The organism is Asanoa ishikariensis (assembly GCF_900107455.1).
Lineage (GTDB): Bacteria > Actinomycetota > Actinomycetes > Mycobacteriales > Micromonosporaceae > Asanoa > Asanoa ishikariensis.
On record NZ_FNQB01000001.1, the window covers coordinates 505936 to 522251 of the forward strand.

Below are 16316 nucleotides of genomic sequence, written 5' to 3' on the forward strand. Positions count from 1 at the left end.
AACCTGGAGGTAACAACGGTGGCAGCTTCCGACCCCACCGGCGGCCGGCCGGTGGACCCGTCCCGTGGCGCGTTGCGCCCGCTCGGCCTGGCCGAGGCGCGGATCACCGCGGGGTTCTGGGCCGACCGGCAGCGCGTCATCAGCGAGGGCAGCCTGGATCACGCCCGGGCCTGGATGGACAAGGTCGGTTGGACCGCCAACTTCACGATCGGCGCGGCCACCGGGCCGGCTGAGCACCGAGGTCGGGAGTTCGCCGACTCCGAGGTCTACAAGCTGATCGAGGCGATGTCGTGGGAGACCGGCCGCCGGGCCGACCCCGCGCGGGTTCGCGAGATCGACGAGCTCGTCGCGCTGATCGGCGGCGCGCAGGAGGCCGACGGCTACCTCAACACCGCCTTCGGCCGGCCTAGCCAGCAGCCGCGCTGGAGTGACCTGCGCTGGGGCCACGAGCTCTACTGCGCGGGCCACCTGATGCAGGCCGCGGTGGCCAACACCCGCGTGCACGGCCCGGGCCCGCTGCTCGACATCGCGCGAAAGGTCGCCGATCACATCTGCGCGACTTTCGGTGAAGACGGCAGCAGCGGGGTCTGCGGCCACCCGGAGATCGAGCCGGCCCTGGTCGAGCTATACCGGGTCACCGGTGAGCGCCGCTACCTCGACCAGGCCGCGCTGTTCGTCGAGCGGCGCGGGCACGGGAGCCTTCCGCCGCACCAGTTCGGTGCCTCCTACTTCAGCGACGACATCCCGGTCCGGGAGGCCACGGTCCTTCGTGGACACGCGGTACGGGCGCTCTATCTGGCCTGCGGCGTGGTCGACGTGGCGGTCGAGACCGGCGACGACGAGCTGCTCGAGGCCGTCGCCGCGCAGTTCGACCGCACGTGGGCCAGGCGCACGTACCTGACCGGCGGGATGGGCTCCCGGCACATGGACGAGGCGTTCAGCGACGACTTCGTGTTGCCGTCCGACCGCGCCTACTCGGAGAGCTGCGCCAGCGTCGCCGCGGTCATGCTGGCCTGGCGCCTGCTGCTGGCGACCGGCGAGGCTCGCTACGCCGACGTGATCGAGCGGGTCCTCTACAACGTGGTCGCCACCGCGATCGAGGACGACGGGCGGGCCTTCTTCTACGCGCACAGCCTGCACCAGCGCACGCCGACCCGGGCGTTGCCCGACGACGAGGAGCAGCTCGGCTTCGGCGGCGGCCCGCGGGCGCCCTGGTTCGAGGTGTCCTGCTGCCTGCCCAACGTGTCCCGGCTGCTGGCCGCCCTGAGCACCTACCTCGCCGTCGCTGACGACGAGGGGCTTCGGATCATGCAGTACGCGAACGCGACGGTCGACACCAGGCTGGCCGACGGCCGCCGGGTGGCGCTGGAGACCACCACCGCGTACCCCGTCGACGGTGACGTGACCATCCGGATCACCGCCACCGACGGCGGCGAGTGGCCGCTGACCCTGCGGATCCCGGCCTGGGCCGAGGGCGCGACGGTCGACGGGGTGACGCGAGCCGCCGGTGAGGCCGTGACCGTGCGGCGCGCGTTCGCCCCCGGCGACGAGGTCCGGTTGCACCTGCCGATGACGCCCCGGTTCACGACACCCGACCCGCGAATCGACGCCGTGCGTGGCTGCGTCGCGGTCGAGCGCGGCCCGGTCGTCTACTGCGCCGAGTCGCCGGTGGCCGAGCCGCTGGGCGACCTCGACCAGCTCCGGATCGACCCGGCCCGGGCGCCGGCGGATCACGAGGACGGCGTCGAGGTGTGGGGCGGGCTCGCCGCCGAGACCGACGCCGCGTGGCCCTATGAAGGGACCGCTGTCGCCGACCCGCCGCTCGGGTTGGTTCGACTGCTGCCTTACCACCGCTGGGCGCGCCGTGGTCCCGCCACGATGCGGGTCTGGCTGCCCACTGTCCAATCCCCTCGCGCAAGGAGCACGGATGGCTAGATATCGAGCACGACGCGTCGTCGCCGTCACCGCGGCGGCATTACTGATGACCGTGGCGGCCTGCGGCAACGACGACAAGGCCGCAGGTGGCACGGTCGCCGCTTCGGCCGACGACGGCGCCACCCTGACCCTGTGGACCAGGGCCGCGACCGAGTCGGTCTCCAAGGCGTACGCGGAGAAGTACAACGCCACCCACAAGAACCAGGTGGAGGTGACCGCCTATCCCAACGAGGAGTACCCGGCCAAGCTGGCGTCGGCGGCCGGCGCGAAGTCGCTGCCGGACCTGTTCGCCTCCGACGTGGTGTTCGCCGCGCAGTACGCGTCGCAGGGCCTCTGGGTCGACCTGACCGACCGGTTCGGCGCGCTCGACGTCAAGGACAAGGTCGCGCCGGCGCACGTGAAGGCCGGCACCTGGGAGGGCAAGAACTACGCGGTCCCGCACACCATCGACATGTCGGTGATGCTCTACAACAAGGACCTTTACGCGAAGGCCGGACTCGACCCCGAGAAGCCGCCGACCACGCTCAAGGAGTTCGCCGAGCAGGCTCGCAAGATCGATAAGCTGGGCGGCGACGTCAACGGCACCTACTTCGGCGGCAACTGCGGCGGCTGCGTCGAGTTCACCTTCTGGCCGTCGGTCTGGGCCGCGGGCGGTGGCGTCCTGGACGCCGAGGGCAACAACGCGAAGGTCGACTCCAAGGAGATGGCCGACGTCTTCGCTCTCTACCGCTCGCTCTACGACGAGGGCGTCGCCGCGCCGGCGTCGAAGGACGAGGCCGGCCCGACGTGGCTCGGCGCCCTCCAGGGCGGCAAGGTCGGCATCGCCCCCGGCCCCTCGGTCTGGCTCGGCCTGATCGAGGAGAAGGGCGTGAAGATGGGCGTGGCGCCGATTCCCGGTCCGGACGGGGGCGAGTCCACGTTCGTGGGCGGCGACGCGATCGGCATCGGCGCCACCAGCACCAAGGTGGCCCAGGCGTGGGACTTCCTGGCCTGGACGATGTCCGACGAGGCGCAGATCGAGGTCGTCGCGAAGAACAAGGGCGTGCCGACCCGCACCGACCTGGCAGCCAACAAGTACTCGTCCGCCGACCCGCGGATCGTGCTGATCAACTCGCTGATGGCCAAGGGCCAGACGCCGTACGCCCGCAACTTCAACGCCTCCTTCAACGACCCGCAGAGCCCGTGGCTGCAGACCGTGCGAGGAGCCCTGTTCGGGGATGCGGCGTCGTCGCTCAGCAGCGGCAACACCGCCATCACCAAGTCACTGCAACAGAGCTGACCCTGCTCGTGGTGGGGGTCCGGTCGGCCGTCCGGACCCCCATCCCCAACCGAGAAGGACGAAGATGACCATCGTGACCACCCCGCGCCGGGAACAGCGGGCCGAGCAGGCCGGCTCACCACCGGCTCGCCGCCGCCGCAGGCGCCAGACCCGTCGTGCCTGGCTCGGCATCGCGTACGCCAGCCCGACGGCCGTCATGGTCGCGTTGTTCTTCCTCACCCCGCTGGTGCTAGTCGGCTGGATGTCGTTGCACCGCTGGCCCCTGCTGGCCCCGCCGACCCTCAACGCGCCGGACAACTTCACGACGATCGGCGACAACGAGCTCGTCCGGTCCGCCACCTGGTTCACCATCAAATACACGGTGATCATCACCGTGCTGCTCTTCGCGGTCTCGCTGGGCCTGGCGCTGCTGGTCCAGCACCGCCGGCGCGGCGTCGGCTTCTTCCGCACCGCGTTCTTCCTGCCCATGGCGGTCGGCTTCGCCAGCGCCTCACTGCTCTTCCTCGGCCTGCTCAGCGACGAGATCGGGCCGGTCAGCGACCTGCTGCGCAGCATCGGGCTGATCGACGGCTACGTCTCGTGGACCAGCGGCAGCGCCAACTCCGCGCTCGGGTCGGCGGTCGTGCTGGTGATCTGGCGGTTCGCGGGCTTCAACATGCTGATCCTGCTGACCGGCCTGCAGGCCATCCCGCCGGAGATCTACGAGGCGGCCCGGGTCGACGGCGCCAGCCGGTGGCAGACGTTCCGCCGCATCACCCTGCCGCTGCTGCGGCCGACGATCGCGCTCGTGCTCACGCTCATGGTGACCGGCTCGCTGCTGGCCTTCGACCAGTTCTGGATCCTGACCCGGGGCGGGCCCGACAACAGCACCACCTCCCTGGTCATGGTGATCTACCGGGAGGCGTTCATCCGCCTCGACCTCGGCTCCGCCGCCGCCATCTCGGTGGTGCTGCTGGTGGTCCTGGTCGTCTTCAACGTCATCCAACTCGGCGTCCTGCGCCGCCGGTCGAACTGAGGAATCGCGAGATGAACCGCTCCCGCGTCGGATACTCGGTCACCGGCGCCGCGCTGGCCATCCTCTTCCTGTTCCCGTTGCTGTGGAGCGGCTGGGCCTCGGTGCGCACCGGCTCCGGCTTCGGCCTGGAGAACTACGACCGGCTGTTCACGTCAGACAACGGCGTGCGGCCGCAGCACGTGTTCAACAGCCTCGTGGTCAGCGTGCTGACCGTTGGCGGGACCCTGTTCGTCGCGACCCTCGGCGGCTACGCCTTCGGCCGGTTCAAGTTCCCCGGCCGCGACGTGCTCTTCCTGGTCACCCTGGCGATCCTGATGGTCCCGTACGCGACGATCCTGATCGCCCTCTACGTCCTGCTCGGTTGGATCGGCCTGGAAGACTCGCTGATCGGCCTGAGCCTCGTGCTGGTGATGTTCCAGCTACCGTTCTCGATCTTCATGATGCGCAACTCGTTCGAAGCCGTGCCACGTGAGCTCGAGGAGTCGGCCCAGATGGACGGGTGCGCCACCCTCGGCACGTTGCTCCGGATCATGCTGCCGGCGGTCAAGCCGGGCCTGATCACCGTGGGGCTGTTCGCGTTCCTCACCTCGTGGAGCGAGTTCTTCGCGCCGCTCATCCTGCTCAACTCGACGGACAAGTTCACCACCACGCTCGCGGTGGTCAACATGCGCACGGCCAGCCACGGCTCGATCGACTACGCGGCCCTCGAGGCCGGCGTGGTCTTCATGGCCGTGCCCTGCCTGATCCTGTTCGCGTTCATGCAGCGCAGCTACGTCCGAGGCTTCACCTCGGGCGCCATCAAGGGGTAAAACCCGGACTCCCCGGCTCCACGGGCGGACTCCGGTCTCAGAAATTGATCTTCATCAATGTACGGAGAGGAGTCCTCATGAACACCCGAAAAGCCCTGGCCAGCACAGCGAGCATCCTGGTGACGGCCGGGCTCGCTCTCGTCACGGGCGGCGCCCCGGCTCAGGCCGCGCCCGGCGACAACCTGGCCTGGACGGCCACGCCCAGCGCCTCCTACACCTCGCCCTGGGAGAGCGTCGCCGCGATCCGCGACGGCGTCGACCCGCCCCGGTCCAACGACACCGCGAACCCGCGCTGGGGCACCTGGCCCAACCAGGGCCAGCAGTGGGTGGACCTGACCTGGACGGCCACGCAGACCATCCGCGCCGCCGAGGTCTACTTCTTCGACGACGGTGGCGGCGTCCGGCTGCCGTCCTCGTGGCGGGTGCAGAGCTGGAACGGCAGCGCCTACGTCGACGTGGCCGGCGTCAGCGGCTATCCGGTGGCCGCGGACCGCTACAACTCCGTGACCTTCACCGCGGTCAGCACCACCCGACTCCGGGTGGCGCTCCAAAGTGGAGCCGGGTCCGTCGGCCTGCTGGAAGTCAAAGCGCACACCAACGGTCCGACCACGCCGCCGCCGACCAGTGGGTGGAACCCGCCGGCCAATCTCGTCACCCCGCTGAACCAGGTCTGGGCGCACCAGGAGCAGACCTACAACAACGGCAACCTGTACGCGTTCCGCAACTACGGCTGGGACCAGCTTTTCGCCAACCGGGGCTACATCAACTACTGCGTGCGGTGGGACTCGTCAGCCTCGGTCACGGCCGCGCAGCGCGACCAGGTGCACGCCGCCCTGGCCCGGCAGTATCGCAAGTGGATAGCCGAGATGGCCGGCCACAACGGCTTCCCGTACACGGACGTGCCGGTCCGGGTGGTCGGTTGGGCCGTGCGGGACCGGGCACAGCTCCAGTGGACCGACAACTCCGTCGACGTCTACGTCGGCGACATTCGGGAGAACGCACCGCAGTGCGGCGCGCCGTGCGGGCGGTTCTTCAACCAGAGCGGCCAGTACCCCAACTGTCCGGGTGGTGCCGCGCGGCACTACGACCACTCGCTCTGGCTGACCGACGGCTTCGGCGGCGGCGCGGGCGGTGACTGGGGTCAGCGGATGGGCCGCGAGTACTTCATGAACAACGTCAACGCCGAGAACATGACGATCCTCCTCCACGAGATCGGGCACACCTACGGTCTCGACGATTTTTACGACTGGACGCCCAGCGGTGTCGGCGGCTTCATCATGCGCGCCGGCAGCGCTTCGTCGATCACCGAGTTCGACCGGTGGATGCTGCGCGACTGGTGGCGCCACCTGAAGAACCGGTACGGCTACTAACTTCCAGTGAAAGGTGCCGCGCATGCACAGACCCTCGCTGTCGCGCCGGACCGTCCTCAAGGCCGGCGCGGCAACGGCGGTGGCCACCACCGCCGCCGTCGCGCTACCCACCACCGCGCAGGCAGCCCGCCCGGACTCCGGTGTCTCGGCGTATGCCTTCCCGCTCTCCGCCGTCCGCCTGCTCGCAGGACCCTTCCAGGCCAACGCCGGCCGGACGATGTCCTACCTGACGTTCCTCGACGCGGACCGGCTCCTGCACATGTTCCGGCTGAACGCCGGCCTGTCGTCGTCGGCCACCGCGTGCGGCGGTTGGGAGTCGCCGACCACGGAACTGCGCGGCCACTCGATCGGCCACGTGCTCAGCGGCCTGGCCCAGGCGTACGCCAGCACCGGTGACACGTCGTACAAGACCAAGGGCGACTACATCGTCACCCAGCTCGGGTTGTGCCAGGACCGGGCCACCGCCCGCGGCTTCAACACCGGCTACCTGTCGGCGTACCCGGAGAGCTTCATCGACCGGGTCGAGACCGGGCAGGCGGTCTGGGCGCCTTACTACACGCTGCACAAGATCATGGCCGGCCTGCTCGACATGCACCTGCTGGCCGGCAACGCCCAGGCGCTGACGATCCTCAACCGCAAGGCCGCCTGGGTGCAGTTCCGCAACAGCCGGCTGACCCTGAGCCAGCGGCAGGCGATGCTGCGCACGGAGTTCGGCGGCGTCGGCGAGACCCTCTACAACCTCTACCAGTACGGCGAGAACGCCGCGCACCTGACGACGGCACAGTATTTCGACCACGCGCAGATCTTCGACCCGCTGGCCAACAACAGCGACCAGCTCAACGGCTTCCACGCCAACACGCAGATCCCCAAGGCACTCGCGGCGATCCGCGGTTACCACGCCACTGGCACCACGCGTTATCGCGACATCGCGTCGAACTTCTGGAACTTCGTCGTCAACCAGCACTCGTACGCGATCGGGGGCAACTCCAACGGCGAGTACTTCCAGCCCCCGAACGCCATCGCCAGCGAGCTGTCGGACTCGACCTGCGAGTGCTGCAACTCGTACAACATGCTCAAGCTGACCCGGCAGTTGTTCTTCACGTTCCCGAACCGGGCCGCCGAGCTGATGGACTTCTACGAGAAGGCGCTCTACAACCACCTGCTCGGAGCCCAGAACCCGAGCTCGTCGCACGGCTTCCACTGCTACTACGTGCCGCTGCGGGCCGGCGGCATCAAGACGTACAGCAACGACTACAGCAACTTCACCTGTTGCCACGGCACGGGCATGGAGACCAACACGAAGTACGGCGAGAGCATCTACTTCTACAACGGCAACACCCTGTGGGTGAACCTGTTCATCGCGTCCACCTTGACCTGGCCCGGGCGCGGCATCACGGTTCGGCAGGACACCAGCTATCCCGAGACGTCGACCACTCGGCTCACCATCACCGGCTCCGGCGCCATCGACCTGCGGGTGCGCATCCCGGCCTGGACCTCGGGCGCGCAGGTGTCGGTCAACGGTGTGGCCCAAGGGTCGCCGACACCCGGCAGCTACCTGACCATCAACCGCACCTGGGCCAGTGGCGACACGGTCGACATCAGCCTGCCGATGTCGCTCGCGATCGAGCCGACCCCGGACAACTCCGCCGTCCGCGCGGTCAAGCACGGACCGATCGTGCTCGCCGGCCAGTACGGCTCGACCAACCTGTCCGGGCTGCCCACCCTCAACGCCAGCACGCTGGCGGCCACCAGCACGCCGTTGCAGTACACCGCGACCGCGAGCACCGGCAACGTGACGCTGCTGCCGTTCTACAAGACGCACGGCGTCCGCTACACCGTCTACTGGAACGTCACCTCGACACCGACCCTGCCGGCGTTCGTCGCCCACTACCAGTTCGACGAGTCGTCCGGCACCACTGCGGCCGACGCGACCGGCAACGGCCGCACGGCGACCCTGGCCGGCGGCGCCGGGCGGACCACCGGCCGCACCGGCAACGCCGTCAACCTCAGCGGGTCCAGCCAGTACGTGACCCTGCCGTCCGGCATCCTCGCGGGCGCGACGTCGTTCACGATCGCCACCTGGGTGCGGGTCACCACCCTGGCGAACTGGGCCCGGCTGTTCGACTTCGGCAGCGGCACGGGCACCAACATGTTCCTCGTCCCGCGCAGTGGCAGCGGCACCGCCCGCTACGCCATCACCGCGGGCGGGGCGGGCGGGGAACAGCGCATCGACGCACCGGCGGCGCTGCCCGCCGGAGTGTGGACGCACGTCGCCGTCACACACACCGGCAACCTCGGCATCCTCTACGTCAACGGCGCGGAGGTGGCCCGCAACGCAGCGCTCACCTCGCGGCCATCGAGCCTCGGCACGACTACCCAGAACTGGATCGGGCGCTCGCAGTACAGCGGCGACCCGTATCTCAACGCGGCCGTCGACAGCTTCCGCGTCTACAGCCGCGCGCTGTCGGCCAGTGAGATCGCCTCCCTCAACTCTTCCGGTCAGTAAGGGAGCTTTTCATGCGCAAACGTGTGGCAATCGCCTGTGGGGTGGTGACGCTGGCGGCCGCTGTGCTGTTCGGCGTCGCCGCGCAGGCCGCCAACCCCGTCGTCACCGCCATCTACACCGCCGACCCGGCTCCGCTGGTCGTCGGCGACACCATGTACATCTACACCGGCCGCGACGAGGCCTCGTCCACCGGTCAGAACTTCGTCATGCGCGAGTGGCACGTGCTCTCCTCGACGGACGCCGCCACCTGGACCGACCGCGGCGTACGCGCCAACATCGCCACGTTCCCGTGGGCCGGCGCCGACGCCTGGGCCAGCGAGGTGGAGCCGCGCAACGGCCGCTACTACTGGTACACGTCGATCAACGGCAACGGCGCCGGGTGGATGAACATCGGCGTCGCCGTGGGTGACAGCCCGCTCGGCCCGTTCACCGACGCCAAGGGCGGCCCGCTGATCAGCGACAGCACGGCCAACTCGTCCGGCCTGAACATCGACCCGACGGTGTTCGTCGACGACGACGGCCAGGCCTACATGTACTGGGGCGGCTACTGGGCTCCGCGGGCCGTGCGGCTGGCGTCCAACATGGTCGACACGGTCGGCGCGGTGGTCACCCCGACCGGGCTCACCAACTACTGGGAAGCCCCGTTCATGTTCAAGCGCAACGGTCTCTACTACATGATCTACGCGGCCAACGACACCAACGGCTGCGTGACTTCGTCGAGCTACGCCTGTCAGCGGTATGCGACGGCGACCAACCCGATGGGGCCGTGGACACATCGCGGCATCGTGCTCGGCCAGGTCTCGTCGACCACCAACCACGCGGGCGTGGTCGAGTTCAACGGCCAGTGGTACATGGTCTACCACAATGCCAACGCGCCCGGCGGCGGCAACTTCCGCCGGTCGGTGGCCGTCGACCGGATGTACTTCAACAGCGACGGGACGATCCAGCGGGTGGTGCAGACCACCACCGGGCCGCCGTCGAACCCGGGCGGCCCGACCACGCCGCCGACCTCGGGCACCAACATCGGACCGAGCGCCACCGCGTCGACGTCCTATGTGTCCTCGTGGGAGTCCCTGGCCGCGGTCAACAACGGTGGCACGCCGGCCAACTCGCAGGACCGGTCCAACCTGGCGTACGGGAACTGGCCCCAGCAGGGCACTCAGTGGATCGAGTACCAGTGGCCGTCGGCCCGCTCGCTCAACCGAGTGGCCACCTACTGGTTCGACGACAACCAGGGCATCGACGTGCCCGCGTCGTGCCAGGTGCAGTACTGGAACGGCAGCGCGTACGTGGCCGTGCCGGGTCAGTCGGCCTGCGGGGTGGCCGGCAACACGTTCAACTCGACGACCTTCAACACGGTCAGCACGACCCGGTTGCGGCTTTCGATCGTCTCCCGTGCCGGGCTTTCCACCGGTGTCCTCGAATGGCAGGCATTCCAGTCCTAGGAGGTGAGCCCAATGTCCCTACGTAAACGCCGTCCCAAGCTGGCCGCCGGCCTCGTCGCCGTCCTCACCGGCAGCCTGTTGAGCGTCATCGCCGCGACACCCGCCCATGCGGCACAGACCATCGGCTTCCCGACCTTCAACAACACCGGCTCGATACCGCAGCCGCCGGTCGGCTACAACACCGGCAGCACCATGCAGGCCATCTATGACGCGGAGAGCTCCGGCACCGACTTCTGGATGGACCGGCTGCTCGGCCGCTCCGGCAACGACCCGACCGGCACCTGGCTGATGACCCGGGGCCGGGGCGCGTACATGAACACGCACACGCCCTCGGTGATCGGGTTCGGTGGCAACGCCGCCTACTGGGACAACATCAGCAGCCAGGGCGCCTACACCATCACGCCGTCGCCCGGCACGTTCACCGAGCAGTCCGCGCAACGCTTCCAGGCGCCGAGCTTCTGGCGCAGTGTGCACACCAGCGGCTCGATCCGGATCACCGTCACGAAGTTCATCACGCACAACAACGTGATGGTGACCAACCTCGACGTCGCCAACACCGGCACGGCGTCGGCGACCGTCTCGTTGCGGGCCGTCTCGCCGTACGCGGCGACCGGGAGCGGCACCGAGCTGACCGGGACGCGGGCGGTCAAGAACAACCTGACCACCCTGTTCCCGAGGTTCTCCGGTGACGGGTTCACGGTCAGCAGCGGCGGGCTCACCCGTTCGGTGACCGTCGGCGCCGGCCAGACCGTGACCACCAAGGTGCAGCTCGGCTTGGTGGCCAACGAGATCCCGGACTCGCTGACCGAGTACAACAGCTACCGCGGCTTCTCGCCGGCGACGGCGTACGCCACCCACGTGCGGGCGTACAACCAGTGGTGGGCGACGAACCTGCCGTACATCGACGTGCCGGACGCCGCCATCAAGAAGAACATCTACTACCGCTGGTGGTTGATGCGCTACAACTACCTCGACGTCGACATCCCGGGCCAGGACTACCAGTTCCCGCAGTCGATCGAGGGTGTCACCGGCTACAACAACGCGATCGTGCTGACCCAGCCGATGCACATCGACGACCTGAAATACCTGCGGTCGCCCGAGTACTCCTACGGTCCCTGGCTGTCGATCGGCCAGTACTCGGCCAACGGCCGGTTCGTCGACAACCCCGGCGACCCGGAGAACTGGTCCAACTCCTACACGCAGTACGTGTCCGAGGCGGCCTGGAAGGCGTTCCAGATCCACGGTGGACAGCCGGGGCTCCTGCAGAACTTCGCGCGCTATGCGGAGGGCGACGCCAAGGGCCAACTCGCCTTCTACGACCACAACAACAACGGCGTCATCGAGTACGACTGGGGCGCGCTGACGGGCAATGACGCCGACGCGGTGTCGTTCCACTGGCGGGCCGGCAACCTGGACCGGGCCGAGACGGCCTATGTCTGGGCCGGCGCCGTCGCTTCCCAGCAGGCGTACGCGATGCTCGGCAACACCGCCAAGGCCGCCGAGCTGCAGACGCTGGCCGACCGGATCCGCAACGGCGTCATCAACACGCTGTGGAACCCGTCTCGGCAACTGCTCGAGCACAAGCACGTCAGCACGAACGCCTTCGTGCCGTGGAAGGAAATCAACAACTACTACCCGTACTCCGTGGGGCTGATGCCCAACACCGCGCAGTACCGCGAGGCGCTGCGGCTGTTCGCCGACCCGGCCGACTACCCGATCTTCCCGTTCTACACCGCCAACCAGCGGGACAAGGCCGCCGCGGCGGCGGCCGGCCAGCCGGGCAGCAACAACTTCTCCACCATCAACTCGACGGTGCAGTTCCGGCTCTACTCGTCGGCGCTGCGCAACTACCCGAACTCCTGGATGACCAACGACGACTACAAGAAGCTGCTCTACTGGAACGCCTGGGCGCAGTACCCCGGCGGCGACACCCGCTACCCGGACGCCAACGAGTTCTGGGCCGACTGGAACGGCAGCAGCATCCAGTACCGCTCGTGGATCCACCACAACATCCTGGGCAGCAGCAACTGGACCGTCATCGAAGACGTCGCCGGGCTGCGGCCGCGTACCGACGCGCAGATCGAGCTCTCCCCGATCAACATCGGGTGGACCCACTTCGCGGTCAACAACCTGCGCTACCGCAATGCCAACCTGTCGGTCGTGTGGGACGACCCGGCCGACGGTGTGACCCGCTACAGCGGCGTGCCGCAGGGTTACTCCATCTACCTCAACGGCACCCGGGTGGCCACCGTCGACCGGCTCACCCGAGTTCTCTACAACCCGGCCACCGGTGCGGTCACGTTGCCGTCCGGCTCCGGCGTGGTCAACTTCAGCACGTCGTTCTCGGGCCTCCAGACGCCGCAGAACGTCAACCTGAACAGCGCGCGGATGGTCGACATCGCGGCCAAAGCCGGCGTCGACCTCACGTCGACCCTGCCCAACCTGGCGTCCGGGGCGTCGGTCTCGGCTTCGTACACCGCGTCGGGCACCTCGACCGCCGGTGCGGTCGACGGCTTCCCGACCAACGCCCCGATCTGGGGTGCGTACGGGAGCCCGAACAGCTCGGACTGGTACGAGGTGAACTTCGGGACCAGCCGGGCGGTGGACGAGGCGCGGATCTACTTCCGCAACGACCGGGCGACCAACCGCTATCGACCACCGGCGTCGTACACCGTGCAGTACTGGAACGGCAGCGCGTTCGTCGCGGCCGGCAGCCAGGTGAAGACGCCGGGCACGCCGCAGTCCAACTACAACAAGGTGAGCTTCACGCCGGTCAACACCACCCGGCTGCGGGTGCAGTTCACGCACGCCTCGGGCTCGGCCAAGACCGGGTTGACCGAGCTGAAGCTCTACAACCGCGGCGGAACCAACCCGAACCCGGATCCCGATCCTGACCCGGATCCTGGCGGCAACCTCGCTCTGTCGGCGACACCGTCGGCGTCGTACACCTCGTCGTGGGAGAGCGTCGCGGCCATCAACGACGGCATCGACCCGCCGTCGTCGAACGACACGGTGAACGACCGCTGGGGCACCTGGCCCAACCAGGGCGCCCAGTGGGCGGAGCTGACCTGGTCGTCGGCGCAGACGCTGTCGTCGGCCCAGGTCTACTTCTTCGACGACAACGGCGGCGTACGCGTCCCGGCGTCGTGGACGCTGCAATATTGGAACGGAAGCTCCTATGTGAACGTTCCGTCGGCGAGCGGATATCCGGTCGCGCTCAACCAGTACAACCAGGTGACCTTCGGACAGGTGAGCACCACCCGGCTGCGCGTCGCACTGACGAGCGGCGCGGGCTCGGTCGGCCTGCTCGAAGTGAAGGCGTTCAGCTAGCCGGTCGCGAGGCGGGCCCTTCCTGCGGAGGGCCCGCCTTCACCGGTAGGGCCGTACCCACCCGCGACCGGCCAGCGTGCGGGATGTCGACCGGCATCGTTGTCCCGGGACGCTCGTAGGCATGCGAACCCTTACCGGAGTACCGGTCGCCGTACGCGCGGCCTTCGTGCTGTGGCTGTTGGACGGCAACTCGCTTCGCGACGCCCTCGCTAACTTGAGCGCGTTCGGCGTCAGCCGGGCCGTGCACGTCGCGGCCGTGCTCGCCGGCTGCGTCCTGATGTACGTGCCGTCCGCCAACGCCTACTTCAGGCGGGTGGCCAGCCCGTCGAGGACGACCTCGAGGCCGTAGGCGAACTTCGACTCGCGGACCTCGGCCGGATCTTCGGTCACCTCGCCACCGAGACTGGCCACGAACTCGGCCTCCGTCTGGCCCGAGCGGGCGGCGGAGTTCAGCCAGGCGGCCTCGGCCGTGCTCATGCCGTTGACGTACGAGAGCAGGGTGTCCAGGGCACCCGCCGGCTCGGGATAGCCGGCCGCGGTGAACAGCTCGACCAGGCCGTAGCTGAACGCACCGAGGTTCGGGCCGAGCTGGGCCATGCCGGCCTGGCCGAGCATCGAACCGAGCCAGGCATGGCGCAGCGCCGTCGCGCGGAACGACTGGGCGGCGACGCGCGCGGCGGCCCGCCAGTCGTCGGCCGCGACGGGCACTGCGACCTCACCGAACACCTCGTCGACGGCGAGCTCGATGAGATCGTCCTTGGTTGCCACGTGCCGGTAGAGCGAGGTGGCGCCGGCGTTGAGCCGGGCACCGAGCTTGCGCATGCTCAGCGCCTCCGCGCCTTCCTCGTCGAGCATGGCGATGGCCTCGCGGACGATCGCGGCCTGGCTCAGCGCCGGCTGCTCGGGCTCTGCCGCCTGCCGCGCCCAGACGGACGTGACCTTCTTCTTCGGCGCCACGGGGCTCTCCTCTTCTGCGTACATCGTTCGCGATGAGCGTACAGCAAATGCCTCTTGCGTACGGCGTGCGCTCATGCGTACGGTGTGCGCAGCACGGGAACAGCGTGCGCTCGCCGAGTCAGTCGGAAGGACGCCCCTCATGGAAAACCGCAACCCGCACCGCTGGTGGATTCTCGTGGTGCTGTGCCTGAGCAGCCTGGTGCTGGTGGTCGACAGCATGGCGTTGACCGTCGCGGTGCCGCACATGACCGCCGACCTCGGCGCCACCGCGCAGGACATGCAGTGGATCCTCGACTCCTACATCCTGGTGTTCGCCGGGCTTCTGCTGACCTCGGGCAGCCTCGGCGACCGGTTCGGCCGGCGCAAGATAATGATCATCGGCCTGCTGCTCTTCGGGGCGGCGTCACTGGCCGCGACGTTCGTCGCCGATCCGGCGCAGATGATCGCGGTCCGGGTCGCGATGGGTGTCGGCGGCGCGCTGATCATGCCCTCGACGCTGTCGATCCTGATCACCGTGTTCGACGCGACGGAGCGGCCGAAGGCGATGGCCGCCTGGGGTTCCGTGTCGATGCTCGGCCTGGTCGGCAGCCCGGTGCTCGGCGGCCTGCTGGTCGACCGCTTCTCCTGGCAGTCCATCTTCTGGATCAACGTGCCGATCGTCGTCCTGGCCATCGCCGCCGGCCTCGCCCTCATGCCGGAGTCCAAGGGCCCGTGGCAGAAGCCGGACCCGATCGGCGCGGTGCTGTCGGCGGCGGGCATGACCGCACTGGTTTGGTGGATCATCGAGCTGCCGCACCACGGCGCGTTCGGCGAGCGCTCCGGCATCACCCTGGCGGTCGCGGTGGTCGGCCTGGTCGGCTTCGTGGTCTGGGAGAACATCACGCCGGCTCCGATGGTGCCGCTGGGCCTGTTCAAGCACCGCAAGTTCAGCGGCGGCTCGCTGTCGCTGTCCCTGGTGCAGATCGGCAACGGCGGGCTGCTGCTGGTGCTCACCCAGTACCTGCAGTTCGTCCTCGGCTACTCGCCACTGAAGGCCGGCCTGGCCTTCGTGCCGCTGGCGGTCGCGGCCCTGGCCGGCAACGGCGTGGGCGTGAAGCTGGTCGCCACGATCGGCGAGCGCTACGTGATGCTGATCGGGATGGTCGTCATGGCCGGCTCGTTCGGGCTGCTGACCACCGTCTCCGCCACCAGCGGGTTCGCGATCCCCGCGATCGCACTCGGCCTCCTCGGTCTCGGTGCGGGCCTCGCGATGCCGGCCGCGGTCACCGCACTGATGGGCACCATCCCGCCGGAGCAGGCGGGTGTCGGTTCGGCACTCAACGACACGATCCAGCAGGCCGGCTCGGCGCTCGGCATCGCGATCCTGGGCTCGCTGCTGACCAGCGGCTTCGCCAGCCGGATGCCGGCCGGCGCACCGGCGGAGGCCCGGCACTCGATCGCCGGAGCACTCGCCGACGGCGACCCGGGCCTGGTCGCCGCGGCCCGCGAAGCCTTCACCGCGTCGATGTCCACCACCTTCACCATCAGCGCGATCGGGGTGCTGGCCGCCGCGGTGGTCGCCACGGTGATCATGCGAGACCGCAAGCCGGCTCCGGCCGAGGTGGAGGAGCTCGAGCTCGCCGCCTGATGCGCACACGAAGAAGGCCGGCATCCACGGGGGTGCCGGCCTT

General features: G+C 68.8%; 11 protein-coding genes. 10 read left to right on the plus strand and 1 reads right to left on the minus strand.

Annotation, left to right across the window (positions count from 1 at the left end):
• Positions 1-18 precede the first annotated feature (18 nt).
• The 9 genes from BLV39_RS02470 (at position 19) to BLV39_RS02510 (ending at position 14038) form a co-directional block, all read left to right on the plus strand.
• Positions 19-1935 carry a glycoside hydrolase family 127 protein gene (locus tag BLV39_RS02470; RefSeq protein ID WP_176984738.1) on the plus strand — a complete coding sequence of 639 codons (1917 nt, stop codon included), beginning with the start codon at positions 19-21 and terminating at the stop codon, positions 1933-1935.
• Positions 1928-3214: an ABC transporter substrate-binding protein gene (locus tag BLV39_RS02475; protein WP_090786604.1), complete on the plus strand. Its 1287-nt coding sequence runs from the start codon at positions 1928-1930 to the stop codon at positions 3212-3214. The genes BLV39_RS02470 and BLV39_RS02475 overlap by 8 nt, the downstream gene beginning before the upstream one ends.
• A gap of 64 nt (positions 3215-3278) precedes the next feature.
• On the plus strand, positions 3279-4229 hold the full coding sequence (locus tag BLV39_RS02480) for a carbohydrate ABC transporter permease (RefSeq protein ID WP_090786606.1): 951 nt from the start codon (positions 3279-3281) through the stop codon (positions 4227-4229).
• A gap of 11 nt (positions 4230-4240) precedes the next feature.
• On the plus strand, positions 4241-5038 hold the full coding sequence (locus BLV39_RS02485) for a carbohydrate ABC transporter permease (protein ID WP_090786608.1): 798 nt from the start codon (positions 4241-4243) through the stop codon (positions 5036-5038).
• Between the two features lie 77 nt (positions 5039-5115).
• Entirely contained in the window at positions 5116-6408 is a 1293-nt protein-coding gene (locus BLV39_RS02490; protein ID WP_090786609.1) for a cellulose-binding protein, read from the plus strand.
• Positions 6409-6430: 22 nt separating this feature from the next.
• Positions 6431-8914, plus strand: coding sequence for a glycoside hydrolase family 127 protein (locus tag BLV39_RS02495; RefSeq protein ID WP_090786611.1), 2484 nt, complete (start codon positions 6431-6433; stop codon positions 8912-8914).
• Between the two features lie 11 nt (positions 8915-8925).
• A complete protein-coding gene (locus BLV39_RS02500; protein ID WP_090786612.1) occupies positions 8926-10359 on the plus strand; it encodes a glycoside hydrolase family 43 protein in 1434 nt (477 codons plus the stop codon).
• Between the two features lie 12 nt (positions 10360-10371).
• A complete protein-coding gene (locus tag BLV39_RS02505; RefSeq protein ID WP_090786614.1) occupies positions 10372-13689 on the plus strand; it encodes a discoidin domain-containing protein in 3318 nt (1105 codons plus the stop codon).
• A gap of 121 nt (positions 13690-13810) precedes the next feature.
• Positions 13811-14038 (plus strand): hypothetical protein, encoded by a 228-nt coding sequence (locus BLV39_RS02510; RefSeq protein WP_090786615.1) that lies wholly within the window; start codon positions 13811-13813, stop codon positions 14036-14038.
• Here BLV39_RS02510 and BLV39_RS02515 read toward each other — a convergent pair.
• On the minus strand, positions 13990-14646 hold the full coding sequence (locus BLV39_RS02515; RefSeq protein ID WP_204083005.1) for a TetR/AcrR family transcriptional regulator: 657 nt from the start codon (positions 14644-14646) through the stop codon (positions 13990-13992). The two genes, BLV39_RS02510 and BLV39_RS02515, sit on opposite strands and share 49 nt — an antisense overlap.
• A 139-nt stretch (positions 14647-14785) precedes the next feature.
• Between BLV39_RS02515 and BLV39_RS02520 the strand changes: the two genes are divergently transcribed.
• Complete coding sequence (locus tag BLV39_RS02520) at positions 14786-16273, plus strand: MFS transporter (protein WP_090786617.1); 1488 nt, start codon at positions 14786-14788, stop codon at positions 16271-16273.
• The last annotated feature ends 43 nt before the right edge of the window (positions 16274-16316 follow it).